Genomic DNA, 511 nt, shown 5'->3' with positions numbered 1-511 from the left:
AGAAGTGAAACGCAATATCGCCGATGGTAGTGTGGGGTCTCCCCATGTGAGAGTAGGTCATTTCCAGGCGCCTATTTTACTCGTTAAGAGTAGTCGAAAAGCCACCTTATTAAGGTGGCTTTTTTGCGTTTGGGTTTTATAAGTTTTCAACGTTGCTTTCCATGGCCAATTTCAATGCAGCAGGTGGCTTTTCCACTTAAGCACGTACGTGCAATGCCTACTCCCGATGTCGAGTAGATTATTGCTCCTGCATAATCGACACTTCCGTCATCCATGACGGTCGCCCGCCGCTGAGCTTGGCCAGAAACTGCATCCATGAGTTTCTGGCATTCGGCACATCCATGTGCCTTGCTCCCCAGCTTGCAGGCCGTTATATTGCTCCTGCAATAACCGCATTTCCGCCATCTGATGTTTAGGATTAACAAATGCCTTGGTGGCATGGATAATGGAATGGACCCATCCACTTTTAATCGGCCTCACAATGGGCCACGATGTAGTTGCTTAAACTCAT

General features: G+C 47.9%; 1 protein-coding gene. It reads right to left on the bottom strand.

Features of this window, described 5'->3' with window-relative positions; genetic code table 11:
* Positions 1-267 precede the first annotated feature (267 nt).
* Entirely contained in the window at positions 268-396 is a 129-nt protein-coding gene (locus tag ACVBIL_RS20655) for a hypothetical protein (protein ID WP_447168797.1), read from the bottom strand.
* Positions 397-511 lie beyond the last annotated feature (115 nt).

The sequence above is a fragment of the Shewanella sp. 125m-7 genome (assembly GCF_052977045.1).
The sequence above is the reverse complement of the archived record's forward strand: the minus strand, read 5'-3'. Positions and strand labels throughout refer to the sequence as shown.

Excerpts from the sequence above, each read along its gene's own strand:
- ACVBIL_RS20655 (WP_447168797.1), bottom strand. The coding sequence starts at position 396 with ATGCGGTTATTGCAGGAGCAATATAACGGCCTGCAAGCTGGGGAGCAA.